Here is a 530-nt window from a genome sequence, read left to right on the forward strand (position 1 = left end):
GAAATTGAGTGCGTTCAAGGCTGCCGCGGCGAAGAACGAAGCGTGGGGGGAGAAACCGCCCATCAGCCCACCGAGCACAGGTCCCGCGACCATCCCGAACCCGAAACAGGCGCTCATGAAGCCGAAGTGCCGCGCGCGCTCATCGCCATCAGTGATATCGGCAATATAAGCGCCGGCTACCGCCCCAGTCGCCCCGGTGATGCCGGCCACGATCCGCCCGATATAGAGAACCCAAAGGAAAGGCGCCGTAGTCATGATGGCGTAGTCGACAGCAGCGCCGGCCAGCGAGACGAGCAAGACCGGCCGCCGCCCGAAACGATCCGACAGCGCGCCCAGCACAGGTGCGCAGGCAAATTGCATCAACGCTTACAGCGCCAGCAGAATGCCATAGTGGGCGGTGACGTCGTTCGAGTGAACCAGATCGCGCAGGAGGCCCGGCAGCACCGGCATAATCAGGCCGATGCCGACAGCGTCGAGCGCGACAGTGCTCAGAATTACGATCAGGGGTCTGTTGGGTTTCACGTCTGGCC

General features: G+C 63.2%; 1 pseudogene. It reads right to left on the minus strand.

The features are described 5' to 3' along the window. Positions 1–522: pseudogene (locus FXO21_RS28600) on the minus strand (MFS transporter); the annotation flags it as partial. Between the last annotated feature and the right edge of the window lie 8 nt (positions 523–530).

It is taken from the genome of Dyadobacter sp. UC 10 (genome assembly GCF_008369915.1).
Lineage (GTDB): Bacteria > Bacteroidota > Bacteroidia > Cytophagales > Spirosomataceae > Dyadobacter.